Source organism: Oceanisphaera avium (genome assembly GCF_002157875.1).
In the GTDB taxonomy this organism is placed as follows: Bacteria; Pseudomonadota; Gammaproteobacteria; order Enterobacterales; family Aeromonadaceae; genus Oceanimonas; species Oceanimonas avium.
The window spans coordinates 1,192,165-1,213,559 of record NZ_CP021376.1; the positions used below are offsets into that span (position 1 = coordinate 1,192,165).

The 21,395-nt window shown below is 50.9% G+C and carries 16 protein-coding genes and 1 pseudogene; 4 read left to right on the forward strand and 13 right to left on the reverse strand.

Annotation, left to right across the window (positions count from 1 at the left end):
• Positions 1-86: 86 nt before the first annotated feature.
• The 10 genes from CBP12_RS05460 to CBP12_RS05505 all read right to left on the reverse strand — a co-directional run bounded on the left by CBP12_RS05460 (position 87) and on the right by CBP12_RS05505 (position 14,132).
• Positions 87-884, reverse strand: coding sequence for an ABC transporter ATP-binding protein (locus CBP12_RS05460; protein WP_086963539.1), 798 nt, complete (start codon positions 882-884; stop codon positions 87-89).
• Complete coding sequence (locus CBP12_RS05465; RefSeq protein WP_232455158.1) at positions 881-1,963, reverse strand: FecCD family ABC transporter permease; 1,083 nt, start codon at positions 1,961-1,963, stop codon at positions 881-883. The genes CBP12_RS05460 and CBP12_RS05465 overlap by 4 nt, the downstream gene beginning before the upstream one ends.
• Positions 1,964-2,122: 159 nt before the next feature.
• A complete protein-coding gene (locus tag CBP12_RS05470; RefSeq protein ID WP_232455159.1) occupies positions 2,123-3,250 on the reverse strand; it encodes an ABC transporter substrate-binding protein in 1,128 nt (375 codons plus the stop codon).
• 539 nt (positions 3,251-3,789) lie between these two features.
• Positions 3,790-4,563, reverse strand: a complete 774-nt coding sequence (locus tag CBP12_RS05475) for a 2,3-dihydro-2,3-dihydroxybenzoate dehydrogenase (protein WP_086963540.1) — start codon at positions 4,561-4,563, stop codon at positions 3,790-3,792.
• A complete protein-coding gene (locus CBP12_RS05480; protein ID WP_086963541.1) occupies positions 4,554-8,675 on the reverse strand; it encodes a non-ribosomal peptide synthetase in 4,122 nt (1,373 codons plus the stop codon). The genes CBP12_RS05475 and CBP12_RS05480 overlap by 10 nt, the downstream gene beginning before the upstream one ends.
• Before the next feature lies 1 nt (position 8,676).
• On the reverse strand, positions 8,677-9,012 hold the full coding sequence (locus tag CBP12_RS05485) for a phosphopantetheine-binding protein (protein ID WP_086963542.1): 336 nt from the start codon (positions 9,010-9,012) through the stop codon (positions 8,677-8,679).
• Positions 9,012-9,647 carry an isochorismatase family protein gene (locus CBP12_RS05490; RefSeq protein ID WP_086963543.1) on the reverse strand — a complete coding sequence of 212 codons (636 nt, stop codon included), beginning with the start codon at positions 9,645-9,647 and terminating at the stop codon, positions 9,012-9,014. The genes CBP12_RS05485 and CBP12_RS05490 overlap by 1 nt, the downstream gene beginning before the upstream one ends.
• 256 nt (positions 9,648-9,903) lie before the next feature.
• Entirely contained in the window at positions 9,904-11,571 is a 1,668-nt protein-coding gene (locus CBP12_RS05495) for a (2,3-dihydroxybenzoyl)adenylate synthase (RefSeq protein WP_086963544.1), read from the reverse strand.
• 9 nt (positions 11,572-11,580) lie between these two features.
• On the reverse strand, positions 11,581-12,819 hold the full coding sequence (locus CBP12_RS05500) for an isochorismate synthase (RefSeq protein WP_086963545.1): 1,239 nt from the start codon (positions 12,817-12,819) through the stop codon (positions 11,581-11,583).
• The gene (locus CBP12_RS05505) at positions 12,816-14,132 is read right to left on the reverse strand and encodes an MFS transporter (protein WP_086963546.1); all 1,317 of its coding nucleotides are present in this window, start codon (positions 14,130-14,132) and stop codon (positions 12,816-12,818) included. Before CBP12_RS05505 ends, CBP12_RS05500 begins: the two co-directional genes overlap by 4 nt.
• 218 nt (positions 14,133-14,350) lie before the next feature.
• Here CBP12_RS05505 and CBP12_RS05510 point away from each other — a divergent pair, with 218 nt between their 5' ends.
• From CBP12_RS05510 to CBP12_RS13540, 3 genes and pseudogenes are all read left to right on the forward strand, one after another.
• A complete protein-coding gene (locus CBP12_RS05510; RefSeq protein WP_086963547.1) occupies positions 14,351-15,520 on the forward strand; it encodes a YncE family protein in 1,170 nt (389 codons plus the stop codon).
• A gap of 507 nt (positions 15,521-16,027) precedes the next feature.
• Positions 16,028-16,156, forward strand: a pseudogene (locus CBP12_RS13890) (phosphopantetheinyl transferase); the annotation flags it as partial.
• Positions 16,157-16,168: 12 nt separating this feature from the next.
• Positions 16,169-16,669, forward strand: a complete 501-nt coding sequence (locus CBP12_RS13540; protein WP_198341865.1) for a 4'-phosphopantetheinyl transferase family protein — start codon at positions 16,169-16,171, stop codon at positions 16,667-16,669.
• A gap of 139 nt (positions 16,670-16,808) precedes the next feature.
• Here the strand turns inward: CBP12_RS13540 and CBP12_RS05520 are convergent, their stop codons facing one another.
• Entirely contained in the window at positions 16,809-17,642 is an 834-nt protein-coding gene (locus CBP12_RS05520; RefSeq protein WP_198341866.1) for a siderophore-interacting protein, read from the reverse strand.
• 264 nt (positions 17,643-17,906) lie between these two features.
• Between CBP12_RS05520 and CBP12_RS05525 the strand changes: the two genes are divergently transcribed.
• Positions 17,907-19,064: a polysaccharide pyruvyl transferase family protein gene (locus CBP12_RS05525; protein ID WP_086963549.1), complete on the forward strand. Its 1,158-nt coding sequence runs from the start codon at positions 17,907-17,909 to the stop codon at positions 19,062-19,064.
• 56 nt (positions 19,065-19,120) lie between these two features.
• On the opposite strand, the gene CBP12_RS05530 is transcribed toward CBP12_RS05525, so the two are convergent.
• Both CBP12_RS05530 and CBP12_RS05535 read right to left on the reverse strand, forming a co-directional pair.
• Positions 19,121-20,158, reverse strand: a complete 1,038-nt coding sequence (locus CBP12_RS05530; protein WP_086963550.1) for a methionine synthase — start codon at positions 20,156-20,158, stop codon at positions 19,121-19,123.
• A gap of 42 nt (positions 20,159-20,200) precedes the next feature.
• Entirely contained in the window at positions 20,201-21,241 is a 1,041-nt protein-coding gene (locus CBP12_RS05535; protein ID WP_232455160.1) for a DUF1852 domain-containing protein, read from the reverse strand.
• Between the last annotated feature and the right edge of the window lie 154 nt (positions 21,242-21,395).

Consider the following 21,395-nt stretch of genomic DNA (forward strand, 5'->3'; position numbering starts at 1 on the left):
TAATAGTCATTTTCAGATCTTATCTCTATTGTTCCGTGTATTCCGTGGCAAATAATCTTTAAGCTTTTTCTTTAGCTAGGCGCTGTTTATAGCTCGTCGTCGATCATGACTTGCATGTGGCCTTGTTCGCAGTGGCCGACGCGGGCTTGTACGCCATAGACTTGGCCAAGGGTGGCGGGGGTAATCGCCTCAGCGGGGCTGCCAGTGGCGACGACTGCCCCTTTAGCCAGCATCATTATGCCGTCGGACCAACGAGCGGCCACGCTTAAGTCGTGCAGTACCACCAGCACTATCATACTGCGCTCTCGCGCTAGCTCTTGTACTAGGCGCATTACCCGAAATTGATGCTTTAAGTCCAAGGCGCTGATCGGTTCATCAAGCAGCAAGACTTTGGGATTACGAGCCAGCACTTGGGCTAAAGACACCAGTTGGCGTTGACCGCCGGACAAGTGGCCAAGGTTGCGCAGTGCTAAATCCACTATGCCCACTCGCTCTAGTACGCTGACCGCGTACTGCTTAATGTCTTGGCTGCTTAAGTCACCTTCCATGGGTGAGGCGCGCAGCGCACTGACAACACTTTCAAGCACATTGAGCGACACGCCTTGGGGCAAGGTTTGCGGCATATAGGTAACGCGGCGCGCCCAATCCGCTAACGGCTTACCGATTAGCTCAAAGCCATTTAAGCTCACCGAGCCTTTAGCAGACTGTAAACCTGCCAGTGCGCGCATTAGCGTACTCTTGCCGGCGGCATTGGGGCCAATTAGCGAATAGACGCCGCCGGCTTCTAGCGGCGGCAGGCTGATATGTTGAATAATATTGCGTTTGCGATAGCCGGTAGACAAGCCGCTGATCACTAATCCCTGTTCAGTATTAATTTGGCTCATGCGCGTCCTCCTGGCTTCCAGAAGATCAGCAGCAAGAATACCGGCACACCCACAATAGAGGTGACTATGCCTACCGGCAGCAAGACGCCGGGGATCAAGACTTTACTGGTGGCCGAGGCCAATGCCATGATCAGCGCGCCGGTTAAGATACTGCCGGGCAATAAGAAGCGGTGATCTTCGCCCAGCATCAAGCGCGCAATGTGCGGGCCTACCAAGCCGATAAAACCGATAGTGCCGACAAAGGCCACCGAGGTTGCGGCTAATAAGCTGACTCGTAACAGCGCCATAAACCGTAAGCTGCCCACATTAATGCCAAAGCTGCGGGCACGGTCTTCCCCTAAACGCAGCGCGGTTAGTTTGCCCGCCGATAACAAAGAAAACGGCACCACTAATAACAGCACCAAGGCTAACACGCCGACATTGCTCCAAGTGGCGCGAGACAATGAGCCCATACTCCAAAACACCAATTGCTGCAGTGCCGCTTGGGAAGAGGCAAATTGCACGAAGGCCACCAGCGCATTAAATACAAACACCAAGGCAATACCCAGTAGCACCATGGTTTCCACACTGCTACTGCGCAATCTCGTCATAATTTGCAATAAGAGCACTGAGCCCAGCGCAAAGATAAAGGCGTTTAATGACACCATCCACTCGGTGGGCACAAAGGGCAAACTGATGCCGAGCACTATGGCCAGCGCCGCACCAAAGGAGGCCGCCGACGATACGCCGAGCGTAAAGGGGCTGGCTAGCGGGTTATTTAAAATAGCCTGCATTTCGGCACCGGCTAATGACAGCGCCGCCCCCACTAGCATGGCCATTAAGGCGTAAGGCAGGCGCACATTCCAGATAATGGTGCGCTGGGCATTGCTGACGCTACTTGGGTCTAACAGTCCGCCCCATACTTGGGCGGCGCTTAAGGAGGAAGGGCCCGTGATCACGTCCAGCACTAAGGCGCCGATGCACATTAATACTAAGAGCGCCAAGATTGCCAGCCGCCAGCGTACCTTGCCTTGATAGGCACTCAAGATGGCGGCGCTGGTGCTAGGTGCGGTTTGCGCAGTCGCAGTTATCGTGTTCAAAAAAGTTACCTATTCCATATACATATAATTAGATATAACAATCAAATTATCAGCTATAAGCTAAAGAACAAACGCCGTTATTTTCAGAAATACTAAAGACCAAGCCATGGGTATTTTACTGACAGCTTACGGCTTACAGCTTCAAGCTGCCCGAAGGGCCTAAGGCAAATCTATCCAGTTGGTACCCAAGTAAGGCACAGCTAAAAAGTCATCGTTAATGGTTTGCAGCGTCTGTGCGGGATCTAAGTCCGCAAACAGTTCGGGATGTACCCATTTCGCCATTACTTCTACTGCGACTATGTCCAGCGGCGAATTTAGTAACTGATGGGCTAGGCCATGCACTCGGCCTTGGTTAACCGCCGATAAATCTGCAATGCCGTGGCGACTGGCCACTTTAGTCAGTGCCGCTTGGGCCACGGCTTCGCTATAGCCCGCGCCCAATACCAAGCCGCCGTTTTTCTCTAATGCCGGACCACCGGTCGCAATGTAAAGCTGGGGGTCGCTGGCAATAATGTATTCCAAATTCAACTTGCCCGAGGCCTTAGCTAGCACGTCGGCACCGATATTATGGCCGCCGACAAACTCGATGTAATCCCCTACCCCACCCGTGCCCGGTGAAAAACAGCAGTCTTGGCTAATGCCGGCGTGGGCTTCCATAAATACCGTGGGACTAGTCTCATTTTTATGTTCAGCTAAGCGCGTGGAAATCTCTGCTAAGTGTTGCTCGCGCAGTGCCAAATAGTCGGTGGCTTGTTGCTCGTTACCGGTCAATTTGGCCAGCAGCTCAAGGCTTGGGGCTTGATGCTTAAAGGGATCAATAAAAAAGTCGATAAATATCACCGGAATGCCCGAGGCTTCCAGCAGTGCCACTTGGGCATCGGTAGGACCACGGCTCAAGGACACCACGGCTACATCGGGCTCGGCGGCCAGCATGGACTCCATATCGAAGCTTTCAGCTGAGCTACTGACCAAGGGCAAATCGTCGATGGCCGGAAAAGCTTTGGCGAGTCCTTGGTAATAGGCATCGCCTAAGCGGTTAATGTCTTTTGGCCAAGCAGCCAAATGACTGATGGGGTTTTTATCCAGCAAAGACAGCGCCAGCAAGAAGCGGCTATCGTCGATGGCAATGCTGTTTATTTGGTCGGGTACTTCAACGGTACGGCCCCGCAAGTCGGTGAGCGTTTGCGCCGCACTCGCCGTTAGCGGCACTGCGCTCAAGCACAAGGCGGCAGCCAGCGTAAACATAGCCATAGCTAAGGACTTTTTAGGCGAAAAATTGCGTTTCATGCACATTCCTTTAATAAATTATTTAGCAGAGCCAAAAAGCCCTGCGGGCCGCTATAAGCCGTACGCTTTGCTAGCTCTATGCCGTCATACCGGTACCGGATCAAGTCCGGCATGACGTAGCCCCGGTATCTCGCACTTATCCTTGATGATTTAAAACCTTAAACCGAGATCCTGAAACAAGTTCAGGATGACGGCATCAAAATAAAAACCAAGATCCTGATTTTCATCAGGATGACGGCATAAACATAACCACCGCACTTGTTTTATGCCGTCATACGGGGCTCGCCCCGGTATCTCGCTCTTATCCTTGATGATTTAAAACCTTAAACCCAGATCCTGAAACTTCGTCATGCCGGGCTACGAACCGATATCAGGATGACGGCATAACTTTGTGTAGCTTTAGTGCCGGGCGCTGTATTTAAATCGTTCCGTCTGCGGCGAAATGCGAGAACAAGCGTTCGCTTACAAAAAATCAAACACGTCACACCGGGTCTTTAACGGACAGCGTACGGCGTAAAACGTACAGCAGCCCGCAGTGCCTAAGCTCTTAACGTGGCGCCGCCGTCTACGTAGAGATCGTCCATAACTATGTGGCCGGCTTGATCGGACAATAAAAACATCACCGCATTGGCCACATCTTCTGGACGGGCCATTTTACCTAACGGAATGCCGGTTTTATATACCTCGGGCAAACCCTCTATCACTCGTTGTTCGCCCGTCTCATCCGCCCACATGCCGGTTTGCATGGGGGTAAGGGTCGAGCCTGGCGCCACGCTATTGCACCGAATGCCCAGTGGTGCCAATTCTAAACCAAGGCAGCGCATAAACATGGCGCTGGCGGCCTTAGAGGCACCGTATGCGGCCATGGCGTGGCGCGGGATGCCGGCGGCGTTTGAACCCACCGTTACCATAACACCTTGGCGACGGGGGCTCATCACTCTGGCCAAGGCGCGGCACACGTAAAACACGCCATCACAATTTACCGCAAAGGTGCGCCGCCAACTGTCATCATCGATAGTGTCCACGGTACCAAATTGCAGTATACCGGCCACGTTGATGCCAAAGCCGATGGGGCCAATGTCTTGCTCTACCTTGGCCACCAAGGCATCCACGGCCTTGGCGTCAGTAACATCCAGCGCCAGGGTATAAACCGGCGTGCGCTGCTCGCTGTTCGGCTCAAAGACGGGTGCACTAATATCCGTGGCCACCACTGTGCAGCCGCTGTCTCGCAGTTGCTTGACTAAGGCCGCGCCTATGCCGCCACCGGCACCGGTGACCAAGGCGACAGTGCCGTTAAATCCTGTTAGCTGCATGAGGTTTCCTGTAATTGTGCTGTGTGGTGAGTGTTGATGGCCGCTGGCTCAAATTGGGCCATGCGCGCTGCTAACAGCGGTGCAATACGCGCGCTGGCATCTCGACTGGTCATTTCGGCGTGTAAGTAAGGCAATGCTATGGCTTCAATGTTGGCTGCATACTCATTCCATAAACTCGATTGCAGCTGAGGCTTAGAAACATGATCTAGCGCGGCGCGCAGGTGCATCAGGGTGCCATCGAAACGGCCATGATAATGACCGCGCACCAACAAATTAGTGCTGGTTACGGCGCGCACTACGCCGTCTAAGGCGGCTTCGGGCAGATTGCCTAAGGTGCTGTCGCCTTGGCGCAAAAAAGCCACTATTTTTTCACGGCTATCCAGCTCTAAGTGACGCTCGGGATCGTAACCGGCAATGGCCAATAAAGCACGCAACGCCGCCACTGGGCTAGGCTCCGGCTCGGCGCGCCAGCACTCGGCAGGATAAGCATCCAGTAGCGCTAAGACGCCCACTTCTCGGCCTTGCTGGCGTAAACAAATGGCCATGGCATGGGCAATAATGCCACCCACCGACCAGCCCACTAAATGCACGGGACCGCTGGGATATAAGGTGGTGAGCGTGGCCACATAACGGGCGCCCAGCGCATCTATGCTTTCTTCCATGGCCGGTTGATTTAGCGCTTGTTGTGTAGGTAATTGTTGTGCAGATAATTGCAGCGCCGGTGATTGCAAACCATAAACGGTGCGCTTGGGCGCAAGGGTCTGCGCCAATTCTCGGTAGTTCCAGGCAATGCCACCGGCGGGATGTATGGTAAATAACGGCGCTAAGCTCGCATCACCTTCGCTTAAACGCACATAGGCGCCTAAGCCGTCATCGGCTTGGTCTTGAGGCGCATCTATCAGTGCGGCGAGTCCCGCCACAGTGGGATTGGCAAACAAGGCACCAAAGCCCGGATCCCAGTGCCAACGGGCTTGAATGGCCAACAGTAAGTGCACCGCCGAGAGTGAGTCGCCACCGAGGGCAAAGAAGTCATCCTCACTACCTATGGCCTGTTCAATATGTAATTGCTCGGCAAAAAGCTGCGCTAATGCACGTTCGGTGTCGCTATTAAGCTCGCCACCCGCAGACTGGGCAATGTTAGGCTCGGGCAAGGCTTTACGGTTCAGCTTGCCGTTGGCCGATAACGGCCAGTCATGTACCGTGACAAAGACACTCGGCACCATGTATTCCGGCAATTTTCCTGCCAGATGGGCGCGCAGCACTTGCGCTTCTAATTGCGTAGTTTGAGCGCTCGCTGTGGGCTCAATGTAGGCAACCAGTTTGGGCTCGGCGCCGTTCACCGTTCGCAATACGTCTCTTTGTAGTAAGACATGTGCCCTGGCGATACTGGGCGCTTGGCTTAGGGCATGATTAATATCCCCAAGCTCGATGCGCAGGCCTCTTAGCTTGACTTGATCGTCGCTGCGGCCCAAATATTCTACCGCGCCGTCGCGGCGAAAACGCGCCACATCGCCACTCTTATAGAGTCGTTCACCTTTAACGAAGGGATGGTCAATAAAGGTGGCGGCAGTGAGCTCCGGCTGGCCCAAGTAGCCGCGCGCTAATTGCACGCCGCCCAAGTAAAGATCACCGGCCACGCCCGGTGGCAAAGGCCGCAGTTGGCTATCTAATACATAAAGCTGGGTATTCCACACCGGCACCCCAATCGGCACCGAGCTACTGGTATCGGCACTGCTGGCTTCCCAGACGCTAACATCCACCGCCGCTTCGGTGGGGCCATAGAGATTGAACAGTTGCGCGTTTAAACTCTGATGAAAGCGATCGCGCAAGCTGGCACTGAGCGCCTCGCCGCTGACGATCACCCGCTTAGGTTTAAGATCACTGATGCTAGGCGTGGCTAAAAACGCCGCCAACATGGAGGGCACAAAATGCAGCGTGGTAATATCGTATTCGCGGATAAGATCGGCAATGAGGCGCGGATCTTGATGGGCATCGGGCGGCGCTATCACCAATTGGGCACCGCTGATTAGCGGTAAAAAGAACTCCCATACCGACACATCGAAGGTGGCCGGAGTTTTTTGTAAGATGTGCTCCTTGGCATCTATGGCAAAGTAATCTTGCATCCATAATAAGCGATTAACGATGGCTTGGTGTTCAATGACCACGCCTTTGGGCTCGCCGGTGGAGCCCGAGGTATAAATCACATAAGCTGCGGTATTAGGCGCCACCGCTACGGCTAATGATTGTGTGCTGTTGGCCTGCCAGTCTTGGGGCGCTAATACGGCTTGGGCTAAATTGCGAAAGCGTGCCGTCTCTTGGCTTAACACACACACCGGTTTGGCGGAGTTTAAAATGCGCGTTAAGCGCTCATCGGGTTGCGCCGCATCTAGCGGTAAATAAGCACCACCCGCGCGCTGAATGGCCACCAATGCTATCACTAGCTCAAATGAACGGGGCAAGGCCACCGCCACTAACGAATCGGCGCTAACGCCCTGCTCTATTAGCTGAAGCGCTAAGGCACGAGTGCGAATTTCTAACTCTGAGTAAGTGAGGCGTACGCCGTTAAATACCAAGGCGCTGGCCTCGGGCGTGGCCGCCATTTGCGCCTCATACAAGGCCACTAAGCTGGTGCTGGGCACGCTATGCTCGGTGGCATTTACCTCAGTCACATAACGCTTGGCCTCGCCAGCTGTGGCAAGTTGAATATCTTGCAACTGACCGTTAGCCTGATAAACGGCGAAGGCGGAGCGTAAAAATGCCGGTAAGCGCGCCGCGTGATCATTAACATCAGCTTGGCTATATAAGGCGGCACTGGCTTCAATTTCTAAATCGAGCGCGGCTTTAGCATCACCACGAAAGCCCAGCGTCATATCGTCCACCGGGCCGGTAGAAAGAATATCTAATTGAGTAGTGAGCGCAGGCCAAAGCAGTGGGCTATAAAAGGGCTGCACATTAATCAGCGGGCCATAGAGGCGGCGTTGGCCACCCATTAGCCCTAAATCACGACGTATTTGTTCACCGCGATATCGGCCATGGCGGCGGCCACGCGTTAGCTCGCGAGCCGTGTATTGCAAGAAATAGCTTAAGCAGCGGACTTGCTCAGCTTCCTCACCTTGGGCTACTTGCTTGCTCTGGGCTGTTTGCTCATCGTGTAAAGAGAGATCCCGCAGCGCCAGCGGCAAGACGTTCATCACCATGGCCGGCAGTCGTGCCGATTTGCTGCCCAAGCGACCCATAAAGGGCACGCCGACTATGGCCTCATTGATGCCCTCGCTATCCGTATGGCGACGGCAATATTCACCAGTAAAGGCAGTTAAAACATCAGGCCAGGGCAGCTGTTCGCGCTCGGCAACCTGCTGCAGCTCTGCCATCAGTGCCGAGTCTAGCGCCACGGTTTTACGGTGACACTGATAGCCGGAGCCCATACCGGACTCGCCTGCCAAACTGGCTGGAGGTGGCAGCTCACGCAAGGCTTGTTGCCAATAGGCGGCATCTTTAGTGCGCCGCGCTGAGTCTTGGTACGCCGCGTCTTCCGCAAGTACTGGCTCAAGGGGCGCAAACTCACGGCTGGTATGATCACCGTGATAGAGGGCATGCACGCGCTCGGCCAGCAAAGCTATGCCATAGCCGTCGTTCACCAGATGATGCACTCGCATATACCAAGCAAAGTGCTGCTCGCCGTCGTGCTGGCTTAAAATGAATAACTGCTGCTTGGCCAGTCGGTCGCGGGTGGGATCTAGCGGCGTTAAATAATCTGCCTGCATCTGAGCTTGGGCTGCGGCCTTGGCGGCAGCAAACGTTTGATATTGGTCACTCAAGTCCACCACTTCCAATAAAGGGGTGGCACTGGTATCCCGCCATTGTTGAGGAGAACCCTCGCTATAAGCAAAACGCAGGCTTAGGCTTTCGGCCTCGGTGACCGCTTGATTAGCAGCGGCCATAAAGGCCGCAATATTGAGATCGCCCGCCAGCCACAGCACGTGGGCGGTGTTAAACGCCGGATTAAGAGGTGCCAAGCGCTGCGCAAACCACAGGCCCGTCTGGGCTTCGGTTAAAGGCAAAGCTTCTGTTAAAAGCAGCGCTGCGGTTAAAGGCTGGCGAGCGTGTTCCATACTAGCGTGCGCCTCCTGCCGCATTGGCCATGGCTAATAAGTCTTTGCCCGCGGCCAGGTCGCGCTGTTGGCGTTGCACAATTTCCCACCAGCCGTCTAAGGTAGGCGTTTCTGCTAAGTCGGCAAAACGCAGCTCTAGGCCGGTCTTATTCCATTCCACCGACACATTAAAGATGCGCATCGAGTCTAGGCCCCAGTCGAGCAAGTTATCGTCTAGCTCGAGCTCTTCCGGTGCTTCATTTACAAGTCGCGCAATGTCGATGCGCATCTGCTCGAGGGTCAGCGGGGCTTGAGTTTCGGCTTGGGTTTCGGCTTGAATGTTAACGTGAGTGGTCATTATACGATGGCCTCTAATAATTGGTCGGTAGTCAGCGCCACGCCACAGGTGCGGGCAATCCAGCGCAGTGCATAAAGGTGATCTTCTCGGCTAAAATCGGCCCCCGCATCGGCAATAATAAAAGGCTCTATGTCTAACTGAAACGCCTCAGCCACGGTCGCGGTACAACCGATATGAGTGTACACGCCGGTCACCAATAACTGGTCACGACCTTTAGCACGCATCAGTGCCGCCAAGTTGCTGCGCTGAAAGGCGCTGTATCTGTGCTTATGCAACACCTGCTCACCCAGTTTTGGCGCCAGCTCATCAATAATAGCTTCGTGCTCGGCAATGGCACGCATGCCTGGACCCCATAAGTCTGCTTGTAGACCACGGCCGCCACGCTGTTGATTGCCTTTTTGTGCCGTATAAAAAATGGGTATTTGTAGCGCGCGGCACTGGCTAATAATGCGCGCCATATTGGCGATAGCCGGCGCCAGTGGTGAGGCATCTTTGGCAAAGGGTGCTAAAAAATACTGCTGCATATCGTGCACTAAGAGCGCACAGCGCGAGGCCGAAGGTGTCCAAGGGGCGCGCGGCGTTGGCAGCTCGGCGGCACTCGGCAGCGCATACTCTTCTATGGTAGGCAGAGCCATTCGTATTGCTCCTATTTAAAGGCAGAAAGGCTTAATACCATTCTGTAAAATTAACTGATTAAAGCTTTTTGCAACGGAACCCACGGAAAAATATTAATCAGATCTGACAATGAGGATTAATGGTAAGAGCCACACTTCTAGCCTGAGTAAGGGGACTCTTATCTTAAGGAATTCTTATCCCAGTGTCGTTTGTGACCTTTCCGTGGGTTCAGTGCTTCTCGTAGCAAGGAGGCGTTGCAAAATAGTCATTGGTGTTTTACTTAGATGGCTCTGCAGCCGCATCATCTAAGAAGCGCTGGCGCAATTGGGCGCGCAGCTCGCGGCGGCTAACTTTACCCACCGCCGTGGTATCAAAGGCCTCGGCAAACACGATTTGGTCTGGCACCTTAAAGTCCGCTAAGCCTTGCTCGCGCATCCACTTTTTTAGCTCCACGGCGCGGGGCTTATCGCCACGGGCAATAATAAAAGCACAGCTGCGCTCGCCCAAATAATCATCAGGGATAGACACCACGGCCGCATCAAACACCGAGGGATGACCGAGTAGGTGATCTTCTATTTCTTCGGCAGAAATTTTTTCACCGGCGCGATTAATATGATCGTTAGCCCGACCCTGTACTACTAGGTAACCTTCTGCGGTGCGCTTGACTATGTCGCCAGTGCAGTAATAACCATCACTGGTAAAGCTGTTGGCATTGGCCGCCTCATCGTTGTGATAACCACGAATAGTGTAAGGGCCTTGCACTTGCAAGTTGCCGGCTTCGCCTTCAGCCACCAACTGACCATGATCGTCCACGATGCGGATTTCATCATCCGCACTAATGGGACAGCCTTGAGTATTGAGAATAAGCTCGTCGTTATCCTCTAAACGGGTGTAGTTGACCAAGCCTTCGGCCATGCCAAATACCTGCTGTAACTGACAGCCGACGACGTTTAAGCCTTTCATTAAGCGCTTAGCCGCCTCCGGCACTAGCTTGGCGCCACCCACCTGCATCACTCTTAAACTGGAAATATCGTAGGGAGTATCTGCCGCGGCATCGGCCCATAACAGTGCCAAGGGCGGCACTAAGCCCACGCAGGTCACCCGCTCTTGCTCAATTAAGGCAAAGGCGGCACCGGGCTCGACACTGGGACTAAGCACCACACGGCCACCGGCATAAAGCGCGCCCAGCCAACCCGGCGAGCTCATGGGGAAGTTATGGGCGGCGGGCAGCGCCGTCATATAAACGCTGTCTTGGGTGATGCCGCACAGCGCATTACTGGCGCGAAACGAGTAAATATAATCATCGTGAGTGCGCGGAATAAGCTTAGATAAACCGGTACTGCCGCCAGACAGTTGTAAAAAAGCCACCGCTTGCGGATCAAAATCTTGAGGCAAACTGGCCACATCACCCTGTAGTGACGACAGCGGTGTGAACTCGCTAGCATCACCGGCGATCACCACCTGTGCCACCTGGGGAACCGCCGCCACTAAGTCGCGGGCCAAGGTGCGATAATCAAAACCGCCATAACTTTGGCCGGCAATATAGGCACTGGCCTCGGCCTTGCGTGCAAAGTGTGTCACTTCCGTAATGCGATGGGCCGGCAGCGCATATACGGGGATTAAGCCCGCATAAAATAAACCACAGACCAGGGGAATAAATTCCAACACATTGCCAAACTGCACTATTACTCGATCGCCAGGCGTAAGGCCTTGGGCCAATAAACCGGCGCCGATGCGCTCGGCTTCTTTATCTAATTCTGCATAGGTATAACGGCCGGTGTCCGCGACCACGGCAATTTGGTCACAAAAATCTCGCGCACGTTCGCGCAAGAAAGCGGGAAAGGTTTCACCGCGCCAATGACCGGCACCACGATAACGCTCAACTAACGACTCGGGCCAGATTTGGCTCAATGGCAGGCGGTCTTGGCTCGCTAAAGATGTCATATCAATGTCTCACTTACTTAATGCATGAAGGTGGGTATCATCCACGCCCAGCGCATCTAATAGCGCCCTAAATTTGGCGGCGGTTTCGGCCACTTCTAGCTCGGGAACCGAGTCTGCGACTATGCCAGCACCGGCAAATAGCCTAAGCCTATCGGCCTGCACATGAGCACAACGAATCGCCACATACCAATCACCGTCGCCTTTATCATCTACCCAGCCCACGGCACCGGCGTAAAAACCGCGGTCTACCGGCTCAAGCTGATGAATGGTGTCTAGCGCTAATTGGCGGGGCGTGCCGCACACGGCAGGCGTGGGATGGAGTAAACCGGCTAGGCTTGCCGCTGAAATATCGTCATCTTTAAGCGTGCCGACAATTTCAGTGCCCAAGTGCCACATGGTGTCTGTGGTATATAACGAGGGCCGACTCGGTGCATCCAGCTCACTGCATAAGGGAGCTAATGCTGCCACAATCGCATCCACTACAAATTTATGTTCATCTAAGTCTTTACTGGAGGCAGACAAAGCTGCGGCGGCCTTAGCATCGGCGTGAGGGTCTGCGAGACGACGGGCCGAACCGGCTAAGGGATGAGATTTAACCGTGCGCCCGCGTACCGAAATCAGTAATTCTGGGCTGGCTCCCACTAGCCAAGCCGGTGCTTCGTCTATTGCTTGCGGCAGCGGTAACACATAAGTAGTCACGCTGTTATCGCGCTCTAATCGTTTAGCCAGCACCAAGGGGTTAATGGTGTGCTCTGCTTGCAATAATAAACTGCGCGCTAGCACTGCCTTGCCCAAGTGGGCTTCTTGGTCGGCCGCTTGTTTTCTGGTAGAGAGTTTGCTGGTGGAGAACTTGCTGGAGATAGCAGCCACACAGCGCGCCACCATATCACCGTAATAATTGGGCGCAGGCTCCGCCTGTGATTGGCCAATGAGCGCGGGCAACTTGGCGCCGCCCGACACCTGTAGGGCTGTAGGCAAGGACAGCGCTGCCGGTTGATAAAGCGCATCGAGTGCGTGAGGATCAAAGGGCAGTGCACCCACCAAGACTTTAGGGCCGTCTTGGGCATTGGCAAAAAAATCCTTCACTCGCTGGCCTAAGGTGGTGGTATTGCCGCTGGGCAAATGGGCGATGCAACCTCGTGTTTCTAGTGTGTACTGGGGGCCGCGTAATACAAATAGCGGCGACTGACGCGCTTCGTCGGCATTCACGTCCACCTGAGTTGTCGCGGATAACGGCTGCGCAATCATGAAATAACTCCTGTATTACGGTGACTAACTTCACGGGCGTGATGCCGCCAAACCGCCACGGCCAACAGCAATAACAGCCCCACCACTAATGAATAAGGGGCTGCAGGAGACACTCGATATAACAGCGTGCCCGCCAGCGGTCCCACTATCATGGCGAAGCCCTGCATAGAGGCCACGGTGCCGGCGGCGGCACCTTGTTCATGGGCTTCTACGCAATCCGCCGTTAATGCCTGTACTGCGGGGCGCACTAAACCCATGCCCATGCCGGCTAACACAAAGGCACTAAGCATTGGCCATACAGAAGGCGACCAAGCTGCCCCTAACACCGTCGCCCAAGGCAATACTACGGCGCCAAAGCCGGCACTGGCCAAGAAGCAGCCAATCAATAACCAGCGCGTCGGCGACCACTGAATCCGCATCATCAGAGATTGAGAAAAAATCAGGCCACCACCAATGGCAGTTAAGGCATAACCGGCGGTTTTAGCGCCCTCGCTTAAAGACAAACTAAAGCGGTCAATCACCAAAAAGCCCACGGTGGCTTGAGTAATGGCCACCGCTACCAATGCTACAAACACCGCCGCTAACGGCAGTCGTAATCGGGAGTCAAAAATATCCACCTTGGCAATTTTCGCCGCAGGTTTAGTGGGAGTGAGCGTGTTGGGAGCTTGGGCGGCGGCTAAGAGCGTCGGTTTGGTTTCTGGTAATTTCCAGGCAATCATTATCATTGCCAACACCGGCATGGCGGTGGCCACATAGAGCGCCAGCGCCATATCAAACATGGCAATCCAACCTGCCAGCATAGGGCCCGCCACTAAGCCTATCGCATTGGCGGTGCCTAACTTGGCCATGGCCGAGGCGCGCTTACCCGGTGCCACTTGGTCTGCTACGGCGGCGGCGGTAATGGTGGGCACGGCGGCATAAAACAAGCCCACCAAGGCACGCGTGCCCACTAAAATAGCTAACGACACCGCAATCGCTGGCGGGCTAGTTAGAGCAAAATCAACAGATACCGCTAGCACTAAATAGGTGATTGCGTAAGCCGCCAAAGAGATTAGCAATACCCGCTTGCGCCCTACTTTATCGCTGAGTTTTCCCCAACGACGGGCCGACAACATCCATAACACGCCGCCGGCGGTCAGTGCCAAGCCCGCATGCCAATCCGCTAAACCGAGTAAGCGCGCTACCGGCCCCACCACCGCCACAAAAGACATAATGGCCATGGTGCCGACCAAGGCTACAAAATTAAGTACCCACAACTGCGGCTTTGGCTTAAGGTCTTGCTTAAGCTGGGGATTATTTTCAAGAGCTGCCATTGCTAATATCAACCTAACTAAATAAATGAGCCTAAAAGGAGAGGGTTAGCAACGCTATTACTGCACAAAGACCAATACTCCTTTAGAGGGTGAGCAAGGTAAAATAATTTAGCCCTAAAGGCAAATGATATTGACTTGCATTACCAATGCAAAACCAGCAAGCTCTGACTCCTTATATTTATTGCCCTCTTTTATATTGATTATTAGGAGTTAGTTGCATGGCTTTGCTTACTTTAAATTCTGCGGCGGCGTTACGCCCAAGCGCGCAGCGTGGTTTTTTTAAGCTCACCTTATTAAGTGCCGCGTTAATGGCCAGTGTCGGCGTTGTGCAGGCGGCACCAGAAGTGGCTAACTCGGTAAAAGTAGATGAAAACGTCTACGAAATTGCCTTTAATTCCGGTGATCAGGCGGTATATGTCGCTATTACTGGCGAGCGAGTTAAAGAGGGTGAAAGTAAGGAAGGTAAGGTAAAAGCAGGCATAGTGGTGCTAGATGGGGACACCTTAAAGCAAGTAAATAAAATTGCTACGGGTCAAGTCACGCCCTTTGGTTTAGCCATTAATAATCAAAGCCAAAAGCTCTACGCCATAGATACACCTAAGGGCCAAGTGGCTGTGTATGATATGGAGTCAGGCAAAGAGCTAGCGCTGATTGAAAGCACAGGTGATGAGTCTAAGCACTTGCGCCAAGCGGTCATCGATGAGAAAAACAATAAAATTTATGTCAGTGCCGTAGGTGGCATGGAGCGCGACGGTAAAGTAGGCCCTAAGAGTGCGGTTTGGGTAATAGATGGCGCCAACGATAAGCTGGAGTCTGTGATTATCGCCCCCGTCACTACTGCCGCAGGCTTGGCATTAGACTTAGAGCAACAGCGCTTGTATGTATCAGATTTAAGCAAAAATGAAATTGCCGAAGTGGATCTGAACACTCAAAAAGTGTTGCGCACTTTCGTCTCAGCAGAGCCAAGCAAAGATGGCAGTGCCGACGCCTCTAACACCATTAACCTAGAGCTCGACGCTAAGAATCAGATCTTGTACGCCATTAACCAAAAATCAGGTGGTGTGGCCTTAATTGATTTAAAAGACGGCAATATCTTAAAAACAGTAAAAACCGGCAGTGGTGCTTTGAGTGCAGCACTTAACCCTAAGAGTGGCGATCTGTATGTGGCTAACCGCGGTGATGGTACTGTGTCCGTGATTGATGGCAAAACTCACTTTGTGACGGCTCACCTGTCTACCGGCATACACCCACAAACTGTGACCGTGGATCCAAAGACCGGTAAGGTATATGTGAGTAACAAGGCTAAAGGTAAAGGCCGCGGTGCCGGCCCAGAAGTGCCGACGCCTGTGGAAGCTACCGGCAATACCGTAACTTTAATTACGCCTTAAAGGCAGCCCTACGGACAGCGGTAAGCTAAATAACAAGATTAAAGACTAGAGATTTATTTGCCACGGAATACACGGAAAATTAAGATTAAATAAGAGTGAAAGTGACGAAGTAAATTGTAATAGCTAACCATTAGCAGGCTTGGTGTTTGGCTCTTAACAATTGTAGCTTTGTCTTTCAGATCTTATTACTATTTTTTCGTGTTTATCGTAAACAGAAAGTAGCGGGTTTCGTTGCAAAATAACCTAGCGCTTAGTTGTTAGATTTTTAAACTAAGCGCTATTACTTACTTATTACCATCTTATCTTGAGGCGGTTTTTTATGTCAGACACTACTTATTTCTAACTATGCCTAATTATGCTTAACTCCCCTGCTCGCTTTACCCTTAACGAACAAGCATGGCCTTGGCCACAGCATCTGCCAGAGCTGCAGTTGGTTAGCACCCGCTTTGCGCCCCCCCCTTAAGCGAGCAGGATTTCGCCCATTATGGCATTGCCCTGCCGCCCAGCCTGCACAAGGCTGCCCCTAAACGGCGAGCCGAATATCTAGCAGGGCGAGTATGCGCACAGCGTGCGTTACTAAGGTTAACTCACCAAACACACAGCCCTGAGCTTAATGCAGATAGATCACCAAGTTGGCCGCAGCATTGTGTGGGCGCTATTACCCATAGTGATAGCTGGGCCGCCGCTATCGTGGCTAAACAAGCACATTATTTAGGATTAGGGCTAGATATAGAACGCAGCTTAAGCCCCACTGATGCCGAAAAACTAGCACCTGCGCTGCTTACCCCTGCAGAGTTAGCTCGCCTGCAAGAACTCTCGCCCCAGCAGTTCGCCTTTATGGTAACGGTTAGCTTTTCACTGAAAGAAAGTCTGTTTAAGGCGCTCTATCCTTTGGTGAAAAAGCACTTTTATTTCGAAGATGCAGAATTAATGGAGTGGGATATACCGGCTGGTAGCGCCCGCCTACGGCTCCTAAGCACACTCAGCTCTAACTGGCCAAAAGGCCGTGAACTAGCCGCACAGTTTTGCTTATATGACGATCATATTTGGAGCTTGGTGGCTATTCCCAACAAAGGAACAAGGGGTGAGAATAAACAAGACCAACTAACCGAAAAACCAGATCTTGATTTGCATCAGGATGACAGCTAAACGTAAATCCAGCCGTTATACATTAGGCTCGGCACTGTTCTAAAAAACCTTACGCCCCAAGCCGGCGAAGAGGACTTAGCCGCGGTTTGGAATGTTATTTACGTAAGGCGGATTACGTAAAGCGTACAGCTGCTGGACTTTAGGGGAGCTTAGCGCTTTCTTTATCTTGTTGTTTAATCCCTTTATGACCATCTTCAGTTACACCCTGCTTCCAATAGCTACTAAAGTAACAATCACTGCGTGCTACTTGATGTAAGTCGGTTACATAGTGGCGAATGGCTTTCATATCGCTAAACTCACAGGCGCACCACACGCTTGGTTGGCCGTCTAACCAGCTAAGTTGTTGCACCGTCTCAGCTAACGACGCTCCTTGGCCGCGCAAACAGAGAGTTAACGTTAAGTCTTTTGGTAAGTCCATGGCGCTTAACCATGGCACCATATCAAGATGAGAAGCCAGCTCTACTACCAAATGACCTCGGGCATTGCTCGGCACTTGCTTAAGCACTTGGCTTAGGGCGGCAATAGCGGTCATGTCTGCTATTAATAACAGCCACTCACGATGCAAATCAATAGCTTGAATGGTGCCAGGGCCACGTACAAAAATCACTTCGCCCACAGCTGCATGCTCGGCAAAATAATGACCGTGACCACCGCTTGCTCGGCTCAGTTGCAAAGACTCATCGGTGTATAAATGGGCGCCTCCAGAGTGCTTAACAAAGTCGATAGTGAGCCGTTTATTACCTAGATCCACCGCGCTTAGGGTATAAGTGCGCAGCACCGGCTGCTCATCTATCTTAAGCAAAGCGAGATCCGTGTCGCCCGCAGGCGTAAACATCAGCTTCACATATTGGCCGGCACTCTCATGGCTAAAGTAGTGCATCTCATCGGTACTAAACTCAATACGCTGCATGGTGGAGCTTAGCGGATAACTCGCCTCTACTGTGAGGCGCTTTTTACGCTTTTTATCAATCATTATATTTTCCAGGTAGCGAAATAAAATAAGCTCTGCCATATAAATTTAGCCAGCGTTTGCTAAGCTAATCACAGTTTAGCGACTTAAATGCTTAAAAAATGCGCTTTTTATTGAACTATTTCAAACCTCGCACTAGCGACGTACTTCGTCGCTTTCGTGTTATCAGGCGCGCTAAAATCGATTAATTTAAGCTGCTTCATCGCATGCCGCGCATAATCTTTGTAAGTTAATAGCTTGGTTCAACACTAAGTTTGGGGTTGAAATATGAAAAATAAAATTTGCTTTGCTGGTTTATTATCTGAGTCCAATTTGGGTGATAGGGTCATTTTAAAATCCACTTGGGGGCTTTATCAACAGGCAGCAAAGAGCTACCCCGATACTGACTTTTGTCTGCTAAACCTTCAATTTGAAAAACTCACTATTCCTCAGCGAGCCTTTCGTAAAGTACGGTATTTAACAGGTACTTATTTACAAGCCAAGTCTTATGAAGAAATAGAGCGCAATGAATTAAGGCTTCACTATAAGCGACAGTTAGCTAATGTAAATTTGATTGTATTAGTGGGTGGCGGCCTAATAAAATATAAACATCAGAATATGTATCAATATTTAACCGCTATTATTAACACCGCTGAAGAGCTTGATATTCCACTGGTTATTAATGGCGCTGGCGTCGAGGGCTATAGTAGTAGCGACGCACGCTGCCAGCTGTTAAAAACATCGCTTAATAAAGAGATAGTAAAAAGTATTACCACGCGTGATGATTTTGATACGTTAACTCAGTGCTATATCAACCAAGGTAATGATAAACATCTCGCCAAAGTCGCAGACTCGGCCGTGTTTGCAAACGAAGTGTATGATATACAAGCGCAAAGCGGCAAAGTGTTCGGCATTGGCTTAGTGCGCGGAAATATTTTTGATGATTATGAAAAAAGTTTCAGCTTTGCCCAAAGCGCCGAGCTGTATGCGCAAATTATTAGCGAAGTAGAACGCAGAGGCCATAGTTATCAACTATTTACTAATGGCTACCCAGGGGACAGTGACTTATTGGCGCTGATTAAAGAAAAGCTTAACCGCCCCATATTGAGCGTGATTGAGCCACAGCACGACAAAGAGTTAGTCAACACCTTAGCGCAGTTTTCGAGCGTTATTGCCGCTCGTTTGCATGCCAATATTATTTCTTACTCCTTAAATATTCCCACAATAGGCTTAGTCTGGAACGATAAACTCAAGATGTTTGGTAAGGAAATTGGTCATCCTGAGCGCTTTTTAAGTTGTGAAGAATTTGATGCTAAGCACATTGTAGACTTAGCAGAGCAAGCCATGGTGCAAGGCTATAACCAAAATCAGCGCCAACAATATAGAGCCAGTGCAAAAAATAATATTAACTATGTATTTAATGCTTGGCAAAACGCTACCTTATAAAATAAAAAAGCCTCGCGATAACGCGAGGCTTACTAGCGTGACTCTTTAAAGATAACTTATTTTTCTTTGGCTAATAACTCTTTACGAATGATCTCAGCACCGGCACTTAAGGCATTGAGCTTACCGCGAGCAATATCGCGAGAAAGCGGCGCCATGCCACAGTTGGTGCAGGGATAAAGCTTGTCGGCATCCACAAATTCAAGGGTCTTACGAAGGGTGTCGGCAACTTCTTCTGGAGTTTCAATGCGCTCACTGGCCACATCAATCGCTCCCACCATCACTTTCTTGCCGCGTAATAATTCAAGCAACTCAATAGGAACATGAGAGTTATGGCACTCTAGAGAAATAATGTCGATATTGGACTTTTGCAGCTTAGGGAAGATTTCTTCATATTGTCTCCACTCGGTGCCTAAAGTCTTTTTCCAATCGGTGTTAGCTTTAATGCCATAGCCATAACAAATATGCACTGCTACTTCACACTTTAAGCCTTCAATGGCTCTTTCTAGGGTGGCAATGCCCCAGGCATTCACGTCATCTGAGAAGACGTTAAACGCCGGCTCATCAAATTGAATAATATCCACACCCGCCGCTTCTAAGTCTTTTGCCTCTTGGTTAAGAATTTTGGCAAACTCCCAAGCGAGCTGTTCACGGCTTTGATAATGCTCATCATACAGAGTATCGATCATGGTCATGGGGCCAGGTAGCGCCCATTTAATAGGCTGATCGGTTTGCTGGCGTAAGAACTTAGCGTCTTCTACAAATACTGGCTTAGTACGACTCACCGGCCCCACAACCGTTGGCACACTGGCATCGTAGCGATCACGAATTTTAACAGTTTTGCGTTTCTCAAAGTCCACACCATTAAGGTGCTCAATAAAGGTGGTCACAAAATGCTGACGGGTTTGCTCACCGTCACTTACAATATCGATGCCCGCATTATGCTGCTCTTGTAAAGACACACGCAGCGCGTCTTCTTTACCGTCAATAAGCTCTTGCTCTTGCAACTTCCACGGCGACCACAGTTTTTCAGGTTCGGCAAGCCAAGAAGGTTTAGGCAAGCTGCCGGCGGTTGAAGTAGGTAATAATTTTTTCATTATAAATTCCGTTTAAATTGCTGTTAATTACATAGCCTAAATTTAGAAAACGTAGCTGGCAGACCATTGCTCAAGAATAGCCTGATAAGGCTTAATGAAATGCTCTTCAGCAAACTTGCCCTGCTTCACTGCTAACTTGCTACGCTCTTCTCGGTCATAAACAATGTGCGTTGAAGAAAAATCTAAATTTTTCAAATTCGGTTGATAGGTATTTCCTGCTGCAGCGTTCGCATTATAAATTTCTGGACGATAAATTCGCTGGAAGGTTTCCATGGTACTAATAGTGCTAATTAACTCAAGGTTGCTGTAATCATTTAGCAAATCACCAAAGAAGTAAAAAGCCAGCGGTGCTACACAATTTGGCGGCATAAAGTAGCGCACATCTAAGCCCATCTTTTTGAAATACTGCTCAGTTAACGAAGTTTCATTAGGCTGATACTCCACCCCTAATATAGGGTGCTGATTAGCCGTTTTTTGATAGGTTTTGTTATCCGATACACTGAGGCAAATCACCGGTTGTTTGGCAAAGTTTTCTTGGTAGGCGTCGGAGTTAACAAAGCACTGAAACAGCTTGCCATGCAAATCACCAAAATTATTGGGGATACTAAAGGTCGGCTTATCTTTATTATGCGCCAATAACAGCGCACTAAAGTCATAATCGCGCACATAAGACGAGAAATTGTTGCCCACTATGCCCGGAATACGCTTATTAGTCACGCTATCCACGATAGTGGTTTGTAATATTTCAATAGTCGGAAAAGTATCGCCCTTGCCTTCTATGTCCATATTAACGGACACAATATCCAGCTCCAGTGAGTAACGATCGCCAGTGGGGTTATCCCAATCGGCTAACGCATTAAAACGATTATTAATCATCGTTAAGGTGTTGCGCAAATTCTCTACGCGACGCTCACCTCGGGCCAAGTTAGCAAAGTTGGTGGTAATACGGGTGCTATCGAGTGGCTGATAATTTTCATCAAAAGCGATGCGATTAATAGTAAATTTGAAGTCGTTACTCATGGCGTTCTGTATCCCATTTCCGGCAATAAAACCTAACTCAGCATGGTGAGGTTTTTGCATCATTAATAATTAACTGCAGTCGGGTCTAGAAAAGTAGTCTGGAAGTCTAGATGCCTGTAGTTAAGAGCTGAGTATGTTATACAGCGAGCATCGCATGAACATAAGTGATTTAATCTCATTAATACATGAGATTAATTCATGCTTCACTTCCAATGTG